The organism is Streptomyces sp. MUM 203J, from assembly GCF_022414595.1.
Classification (GTDB): Bacteria; Actinomycetota; Actinomycetes; order Streptomycetales; family Streptomycetaceae; genus Streptomyces.
In genome coordinates this window covers 41,803-50,523 of record NZ_JADWYO010000045.1, presented here as the reverse complement: position 1 = coordinate 50,523, position 8,721 = coordinate 41,803, and the positions used below count along the sequence as shown (strand labels likewise).

Sequence of the window (8,721 nt, the reverse complement as noted above, 5' to 3'; positions counted from 1 at the left end):
GGCCGCAGCCGAGGCCCCGGCGGCCGAGGCCGCCCCGGCCCGCCCCCGCCGCCGCGCGGTGCGCAAGGTGACCGCCCCGGCCGGCTCCCCGTCGGGCGCCGACGAGGCCGCGGTCGTCGTGGTCGCCCACGCCCCGGCACCGGCCGAGGAGAAGCCCGCAGCCGAGGCCACCGAGGCCCTGGTGGCCGGGGAATCGCCCGAGGCCGCGGAAAAGGCAGCGGAAACCGTCGAGGAGACCGAGGTCCCCGCCAAGAAGGCGGCTGCCAGGAAGACCGCCGCCAAGAAGACCACGGCGAAGAAGACCGCGGCCAAGAAGACGGCGACGACGGCCAAGAAGGCAGCCACCACGAAGAAGGCGGCGGCCAAGAAGACGACCACCGCCAAGAAGGCCACCACCGCCAAGAAGGCGACGGCCAAGAAGACGGCCGCCAAGAAGACCACGGCGAAGAAGACCGCCGCGGCCGAACAGGCGTCCGCCCCGACCGTGACGGCGGCTGCCGAGGACTGAGGTCCGGCAGCCTCGCACATCTGAACGAATCCCGCCCCGTGGAGATCCACGGGGCGGGATTCGTATTTTTATTCGGGTCTTTTCGAATGGGTGTCGAATGTTTACGTAGCTGAAGGACCCGGTTGTTAATCCTTCGGAAATCGACGTCTTCATTCCTGCTAACGTGACGCCCGCATTCCGCCGGTGTTCCAAGGAGGACGTCCATGCCGAGCGTCAACGAGCAGCCCGTTTCCGCTGCTCGCCCGGTGATTGGCGAAGAGGAGATTGAGGCCGCGGTCCGCGTTCTGCGCAGTGGCCGGGTGGTGCAGGGGCCCGAGGTCGCGGCGTTCGAGGAGGGGTTCTCCGCGCTGGTCGGTGGGCGGCACTGTGTTGCTGTCAACTCTGGTACGTCCGCTCTGCATCTCCTTCTGATGGCGCTGGGGATCGGACCGGGCGACGAGGTCGTCGTGCCGTCCTTCTCCTTCGCGGCTTCTGCCAACGCGATCCGTCTGGTGGGTGCCGAGGCCGTTTTCGTGGATATCGAGCCGGACAGTTTCTGTGTGGATCCGGCCGCGGTGGAGGCCGCCGTCACTCCGCGCACGGCGGCGATCATGCCGGTGCATCTGTACGGGCATCCCGCGGCGATGGACCGGATCATGGGCATCGCGGACCGGCACAAGCTGGCGGTCGTCGAGGATGCCTGTCAGGCCCATGCGGCGGCGCTGCACGGCACGCCGGTCGGTGCCTTCGGTGCCGGCGGCACGTTCAGCTTCTACCCGACGAAGAACATGCACTCGCTTGAGGGCGGCATGATCTCGGTCCGGGACGCCGAGGTCGCCCGCACCCTGCGCCTGTTGCGTAATCAGGGCATGGAGCAGCGGTACGCCAACGAGATCGTCGGCGCCAACATGCGTATGACCGACGTGGCCGCCGCCATCGGCCGGGCTCAACTCGCCAAGCTGCCCGGCTGGACCGAGCAGCGCATCGCGAACGCCGCGTACCTCTCCGGGAACATCACCGCGTCGAACGTGGTGACGCCGGTCGTGGCGGAGGGCGCCCGCCATGTCTTCCACCAGTACACGATCCGGGTGCGCGGTGACCGCGACGCCGCGATGGCGAAGCTCACCGAGGCGGGCATCGGCAATGCCGTGTACTACCCGACGCCGATCCACCGGCTGAAGCCGTACTGGGAGCCGGACCAGAAGGCCGGCCGCACCTGGGACCTGCCGGAGACGGAGAAGGCCGCCGCCGAGGTCGTCTCGCTGCCGGTCCACCCGTCCCTGACGCAGAACGACCTGGAGCGGATCGTCGCCGCCGTGAACACCCTGGGGGAGAGCCAGTGACCATCACGCCGCTGCGTGCCGGGCTTGTCGGGCTCGGTTCGATGGGCCGCCATCATGCCCGTGTTCTCGCCGGTCTCGACGGTGTGGACTTCGTCGGGGTCGTCGATCCGATGGGTGACAAGAACGGCTGGGCTCAGGGTGTGCCCGTGCTGTCCACGGTGGAGGAGCTGCTGGCGCTCGGTGTCGATTACGCCGTGGTGGCGTGTCCGACCGCGCTTCATGAGGAGGTCGGGCTGAAGCTGGCCGAGGCCGGTGTGTGCGCGCTGATCGAGAAGCCGGTCGCGGACACGGTGGAGGGCGCCGTCCGCCTGGTGGAGGCGTTCGAGTCGCGGGGTCTGGTCGCGGGCGTCGGCCACATCGAGCGGTGCAATCCGGCGCTGCGTTCGCTGCGGGCCCGTCTGGAGGCGGGTGAGCTGGGTGACGTGTACCAGGTGGTGACCCGCCGTCAGGGTCCCTTCCCGCACCGGATCGCGGACGTGGGCGTGGTGAAGGACCTGGCCACGCATGACATCGACCTCACCGGGTGGGTGACGGGCCAGACGTACACGTCGATCGCCGCGCACACGGTGTCGAAGTCGGGCCGCCCGCACGAGGACATGGTGTCGGCGATCGGCAAGCTGTCGGACGGCACGATGGTCAGCCACCTGGTGAACTGGCTGAGCCCGCTGAAGGAACGGTTCACGTCCGTGACGGGCGAGAAGGGCTGCTTCATCGCGGACACGCTGACCGCCGACCTGACGTTCCACTCCAACGCCGCGGTCGCCACCGAGTGGGAGGCGCTGAGCGCGTTCCGCGGGGTCGCGGAGGGCGACATGATCCGCTATGCGATCCCCAAGCGGGAGCCGCTGCTGGTCGAACACGAACTTTTCCGCGACGCCGTCCTGGGCACGTCGGACGACATCTGCACCCTGCGGCAGGGGCTGCGGACGGTAGAGGTCGCCGCTGCCGTGCTGGAGTCGGCCGCCACGGGTGACACGAGACGACTCGACGGCTCTGTGAGGGTGTAAGGGGTATTACCTTGAGCAGGCCAGACGTGACCGTCGTGGTCGCGGTCTACAACACGATGCCCTATCTGACCGAGTGTCTGAACTCTCTCATCGGTCAGAGTATCGGCCGGGACCGGCTGGAGATCGTGGCTGTCAATGACGGCTCGACGGACGACAGCGGCCCGGAACTCGACCGGTTCGCCGAGCGGTACCCGGGCGTCGTCAAGGTGATCCACCAGCCCAACTCCGGCGGCCCGGCCGCGCCCAGCAACCGGGCTCTGGAGGCCGCCACCGGCCGCTATGTCTATTTCATCGGGTCGGACGACTACCTGGGCGAGGAGGCGCTGGAGCGCCTGGTCGCCTGCGCCGACGAGAACGGCTCCGATGTGGTGATCGGCAAGATGGTCGGCACCAATGGCCGGTACGTGCATCAGGCCCTCTACAAGAAGAACGACCTCGACGTCAGCCTGTACGACTCGGCGCTGCCGTTCACTCTGGCCAACACCAAGCTGTTCCGCCGTGACCTGGTCGAGCGCTACAAGCTGCGCTTTCCCGAGGACCTGCCGGTGGGCTCGGACCAGCCGTTCACCATCGAGGCGTGCGTCCGCGCCCAGAAGATCTCGGTCCTGGCGGACTACACGTTCTATTACGCGGTGAAGCGTGGGGACGCGTCCAACATCACCTACCGGGCCGACCATCTCGCACGGCTGCGCTGCACCGGACGCATCATGCGGCAGGCGGCGGAGCTGATCGAGGCAGGACCGAAGCGTGACGCCGTCTTCAAGCGGCACTTCACCTGGGAGCTCGCCAAGCTCGTGCAGGAGGACTTCCTGGCGCTCGACAGGTCCCTGCAGAACGAGCTGTGTGCGGGAATCGCGGAACTCGCCGACGACTACTTCACGGACGAGCTCCGGGATTCCCTGGATGTCAAGCGCAGGGTGCGGATCGCGCTGGCACAACGGGGAGCCGTTGACGCGCTCGTCAGGGCGATCCGCGATGAGTCCACCCAGGGTGCGCCGCCGTTCCTCCTGGAAGGGGGCCGGGCCTTCGCCCGCTACCCGGGCTTCCGGGAGGCGGCCGTGGACCTGCCCGACCGCTGCTTCGAGTTGGTGGGCGAAGCGGTGCCAGGACGTCTTGCCAAGGGGACCGAACTGCTCTCCGTGGCCTGGGAGCAGTCCGGCGAGACCCCATTGATCGCGCTCACGGCACGACTCGCCGTCACTGGGGACACCGGCTCCGCCGTGCTTCGGCTGGCCGGCAAGGCCATGCCCAACAGCGCCGACAAGCCCGGCGCACGCCGCCTCCCGGCCGGACACGAGCTCCCTGAGCCGGTGGGGGAGTTCGCCTGTCAGCCCACTGCGGACGGGACCGGCAGCGTCCTGACGGCCCGCGTTCCCCTCCAGGCGGTCAGTGCCAAGCGTGGTGCCCGCGTCTATGTGGACGTGGCAGGCGCGACGTACGAGATACCGCTGCGGGCCCGCGGCGTTCCGCTGCCACTGGCACGGAGCTGGGGCGAGAAGGTGCCGTACCGTCTCTCGGCCAACGTGAACTCCAAGGGGCGACTGACAATCACAACGGCTCCGCTGTACGGGCCGTCGCAGTCTCCCGGCGCGCGACTGCGCACTCTGCTGTCCCGGTTGAAGAGGAAGTAACCCGATGAACATCTGTGTAGTGGCGCTCGGCAAGATCGGTCTGCCCCTCGCCGTGCAGTTCGCCGATAAGGGCCACCGGGTCATCGGCGCGGACGTCAACGAGAAGGTCGTCGAGCTGGTCAACGCCGGCACCGAGCCCTTCCCCGGTGAGCACGACCTCGACGTCAAGCTGAAGAAGGCCGTCGACGCCGGCCTGCTGACCGCGACCACCGACACCGCGGCCGCCGTCGCCCGGTCCGAGGCCGTCGTGGTTGTCGTCCCGCTGTTCGTGGACGCCGAGGGCGTGCCGGACTTCGGCTGGATGGACTCCGCCACGAAGGCGATCGCCAAGGGACTCAGGCCCGGCACTCTCGTCTCATACGAGACCACCCTGCCCGTCGGTACCACCCGCACCCGCTGGGCGCCCATGCTGGAGGAGGGCTCCGGTCTCACCGCGGGCAAGGACTTCCACCTGGTCTTCTCTCCGGAGCGTGTGCTCACCGGCCGCGTCTTCGCCGACCTGCGCCGCTACCCGAAGCTGGTCGGCGGTATCGACGAGGCGTCGACGCGGCGCGGTGTCGAGTTCTACGAGCAGGTCCTCGACTTCGACGTGCGCGACGACCTGCCGCAGCCCAACGGCGTCTGGGACCTCGGTACCGCCGAGGCGTCCGAGCTGGCCAAGCTCGCCGAGACCACCTACCGGGACGTCAACATCGGTCTGGCCAACCAGTTCGCCCGGTTCGCCGACAAGAACGGCATCGACGTCAAGAAGGTCATCGAGGCCTGCAACTCTCAGCCGTACAGCCACATCCACCAGCCCGGCATCGCCGTCGGCGGCCACTGCATCCCGATCTACCCGCGGATGTACCTGTGGAACGACCCGGAGGCCACGGTCGTCCGCTCCGCCCGCGAGGCCAACGCCGCGATGCCGGACTACGCCGTCGACCTGCTGGCCGCCGCTTACGGCGACCTGAAGGACGTGAACGTACTTGTGCTGGGCGCGGCCTACCGCGGCGGCGTCAAGGAGACCGCGTTCTCCGGTGTCTTCCCGACCGTCGAGGCCCTCAAGGCGCGCGGCGCCGTCCCGTACGTCTCCGACCCGATGTACACGGACGAGGAGCTCGCCGCCCTCGGCCTCGCCCCGCACAAGGGTGAGAAGGTCACCGCGGCAATCCTCCAGGCCGACCACGCCGAGTACCGGGAGCTGAACCCGGCGGACCTGCCGGATGTCACCGTGCTGATCGACGGTCGCCGCACCACTGACCCCGATGTGTGGAAGGGCGTCCGCCGGGTCGTCATCGGCGGTTGACAGATGAACAGAGGAACCGAAGCAATGCGAGATCATCGCCCTGGACGAGTGGTGATGCTCGTCGACAACACCATTGATGGTGACTCACGCGTCCAGAAGAGCGCACGCTCCATGGCGGAGGCGGGATGGGAGGTCCACCTCATAGGGCGGGCTCCGAAGTCGGGCGCCGACACCTATGAGATCGGTGACGCGCAGATACACCGACTGCCGCTGAAGCGTCTGCCGTCCCGCAAGACCCTGCGGAGGCGGGCGGCCAAGCTGCGATATCCGCTGGCCTACCAGAGCAAGGACAAGGCCTTCCTCAAGTCCCGGATGATCAAGGTCAACTGGGCCGAGCTCGAACTGCGCAGCACCGGTGACGCGGCGCGCACCGGCATCGCCAGGAAGCCGAGGACACCGCAGCTTCCGCTGCTCGCTCAGCGTGTTACAGGCAAGCTGCGCAGGACCACCATCACCGCCAGGGCACGCCAGACCCGGGCAGCGGCTTCGTTCTGGGGCGAGCGGGACGGTGTCTTCGAAGAGATCGAACGGCGCTTCTGGGGCACGGCCATGGGCGACCGCGCCTGGCGACGGCTGGACCCCCTGCCCCTGCGCTACGAACTCAGCTACCGGGACAAGATCGAGGAGCTCAAGCCCGATCTGATACACGCGCATGACTTCCGCATGATCGGTGTGGCCGCCCGTGCGGCAGTGCGCGCACGCCGGGCCGGCCGCGACGTCCGGGTGATATACGACGCGCACGAGTTCGTGCCCGGTCTGGCACACCACAATCGATCGAAGAAGTGGCTTGCCTCGCAGGTCGCCTACGAGCGGGAGCACATCGGCTACGTCGACGCGGTCGTGACGGTATCCCCCGCCCTCGCCGAGATGCTGGAAGAGTCGCACGGTCTGAGTGAGCGGCCGATCGTCACCCTGAACGCGCCGCCGAAGCTCGTGCCCGGTGAGGACGGGGCGTCGGACTGGACCACACCGGAAGGCGCTCGGGACGTTCGAGAAGCGTGCGGCCTGGGACCGGACACACCGCTGGCGGTGTACTGCGGTGGCGCGGCTCCTCAGCGCTGTCTGCACACGATCGTGGAGTCTCTGGAATTCCTGCCCGACGTGCATGCCGCCTTCATGATCAACAATCTCGACGGTGAGTACGTCGCATCACTGCGGGAGCTCGCCGACCGCATCGGGGCCGCCGACCGGATCCACCTCATGCCCTATGTGCCGTACGACGTGCTTGTGCGGTTCCTCTCGACGGCCGATGTGGGCATTCACCCCCTCCGCAAGGGCCCGGTGAACCACGAGGTCGCGCTGAGCACCAAGTTCTTCGAGTTCATGCAGGCTCGTCTGCCTGTCGTCGTGAGTGATGTCAAGGCCATGTCCGACGAGGTCAGGCGTGTGGGCAACGGAGAGGTGTTCCGGTCCGAGGACGGCAAGGACCTGGCGCGGGCCGTGGGTGCGGTCCTGAGCGACAGGGAACGCTACACGGCGCCGTACGACCGCCCCGGCATGCTGGACGAGTGGAGCTGGGAAGCGCAGGCGGAGAAGTACGTCGGGCTCTACGAGCGTCTGCTGAAACATCTCGACTGACATCCCGGGCGCGGACTTCCGGAGTCCGTGCCCGGACCAAGCGTGAGGGGCTCACCAGCGCGATCGGCGCGGGTGAGCCCCTTGCCTCAGATCATGTCACGAGCGGGACGAAGTCGCCTGCTCCATCAGCTTGATGACGCGCTGAGCGGCAGTGCCGTCGCCGTACGGGGTGCCGTGCGGGGTCGCCGGTACGGGCCGGGTGACCAGGTTCGACCACTCGGTGGGAGCCATCTCGTGAGGGTTGGGCACCAGGTGGTTCCAGCCGCCCTCGAGAGTCTCGATCCACTCCGTCTCGGGCCGAATGGTGGTGCACACGCGGTCGAGCAGGAAGGCCTCCTTCTGCAGACCGCCGGAGTCTGTGACTACCCCCGACGAAGCCAGCACGGCCGCCACGAGGCCCGCGTAGGGCAGCGGACGCCCCACTCTGACAGCACCCTGTGCCAGATCGATTCCGTGCTGCTCAGCCCTCGCCGCCAAGCGGGGGTGAGCCAGGAGGGCCACCGGGACCGGCAGGTCGGCCAGCGACTTGATGATCGCGGACAACCGAGCCGGATCATCCGTATTGTCCGGCCGGTGCAGGGTGGCGAGCAGGAACGGCTGGGAGGGGTCGATGCCTTCGGGCAGCGCCGGAAGCGGATGCTCGCCGGCGAGTACCGCGTCCCGGATCCGCAGACAGATGTCGACCATCACGTCCCCGGCCAGCTCCGCCCGGTGCCCGAGTCCCTCGTTGGCGAGGTGGCGCATGGCCTCCTCGGTGGGAGCCAGCAGCAGATCGGCGCAGTGGTCCGTCAGCACACGGTTGTGCTCTTCCGGCATGCGGCGGTTGAAGGAGCGCAGCCCGGCTTCCAGATGAGCCACCGGAAGGTGCTGCTTCACCGCGGAGAGCGCACCGGCGATGGTCGAGTTCGTGTCGCCGTACACCAGAACCCAGTCCGGCTGCTCTGTCTCGAGTACCGGGTCGAGCGCGGAGAGTACGGCTCCGGTCTGGACCCCGTGGCTCCCCGAACCGACTCCCAGGTGGACGTCCGGATCGGGTATGCCGAGCCCGGTGAAGAAGACGTCGGAGAGGTCGGCGTCGTAGTGCTGCCCGGTGTGGACGATGACGTGCTGGTGCTCCGTCTCGGCGAACGCCGCTGCCACGGGGGCCAGCTTTACCAGCTGCGGCCTGGCACCGACGATACTGATGACTTTCATTCGACACTCTTCTTCTGGGCCACGAGGCTGACGGGCAAAGAACATGACGGCGAACCCTTGAGTGCAGCCGCCTGCAGCGACGACGATACAACTCCCGTTTGGGGGCGGCAGCCTCGGGCCGCCGCCTGACCCGGCTCCTCACCCGGTGCGACGGTGGGATGTTCCACCTCTGGAATATCCCCACGGCAGGAGG

The 8,721-nt window shown here is 68.1% G+C and carries 6 protein-coding genes and 1 pseudogene; 6 read left to right on the top strand and 1 reads right to left on the bottom strand.

Annotated features, from left to right (window positions below):
* From I3F58_RS21065 to I3F58_RS21040, 6 genes and pseudogenes are all read left to right on the top strand, one after another.
* A pseudogene (locus I3F58_RS21065) lies at positions 1-508 on the top strand (ribonuclease E/G); the annotation flags it as partial.
* 203 nt (positions 509-711) lie between these two features.
* Entirely contained in the window at positions 712-1,830 is a 1,119-nt protein-coding gene (locus I3F58_RS21060; protein ID WP_240110220.1) for a DegT/DnrJ/EryC1/StrS aminotransferase family protein, read from the top strand.
* Positions 1,827-2,837, top strand: a complete 1,011-nt coding sequence (locus I3F58_RS21055; RefSeq protein ID WP_240110219.1) for a Gfo/Idh/MocA family protein — start codon at positions 1,827-1,829, stop codon at positions 2,835-2,837. The genes I3F58_RS21060 and I3F58_RS21055 overlap by 4 nt, the downstream gene beginning before the upstream one ends.
* Before the next feature lie 11 nt (positions 2,838-2,848).
* Positions 2,849-4,468, top strand: coding sequence for a glycosyltransferase (locus I3F58_RS21050; RefSeq protein ID WP_240110218.1), 1,620 nt, complete (start codon positions 2,849-2,851; stop codon positions 4,466-4,468).
* Positions 4,469-4,472: 4 nt separating this feature from the next.
* Complete coding sequence (locus I3F58_RS21045; RefSeq protein WP_240110217.1) at positions 4,473-5,756, top strand: nucleotide sugar dehydrogenase; 1,284 nt, start codon at positions 4,473-4,475, stop codon at positions 5,754-5,756.
* Between the two features lie 24 nt (positions 5,757-5,780).
* On the top strand, positions 5,781-7,334 hold the full coding sequence (locus I3F58_RS21040) for a glycosyltransferase (protein WP_240110216.1): 1,554 nt from the start codon (positions 5,781-5,783) through the stop codon (positions 7,332-7,334).
* A 96-nt stretch (positions 7,335-7,430) separates the two neighbouring features.
* Here the strand turns inward: I3F58_RS21040 and wecB are convergent, their stop codons facing one another.
* Complete coding sequence (gene wecB, locus I3F58_RS21035; protein WP_240110215.1) at positions 7,431-8,528, bottom strand: non-hydrolyzing UDP-N-acetylglucosamine 2-epimerase; 1,098 nt, start codon at positions 8,526-8,528, stop codon at positions 7,431-7,433.
* Positions 8,529-8,721: the final 193 nt, after the last annotated feature.

Coding starts and splice junctions, on each gene's coding strand:
- I3F58_RS21060 (WP_240110220.1), top strand. CDS start 712: ATGCCGAGCGTCAACGAGCAGCCCGTTTCCGCTGCTCGCCCGGTGATT.
- I3F58_RS21045 (WP_240110217.1), top strand. CDS start 4,473: ATGAACATCTGTGTAGTGGCGCTCGGCAAGATCGGTCTGCCCCTCGCC.
- I3F58_RS21040 (WP_240110216.1), top strand. CDS start 5,781: ATGCGAGATCATCGCCCTGGACGAGTGGTGATGCTCGTCGACAACACC.
- wecB (WP_240110215.1), bottom strand. CDS start 8,528: ATGAAAGTCATCAGTATCGTCGGTGCCAGGCCGCAGCTGGTAAAGCTG.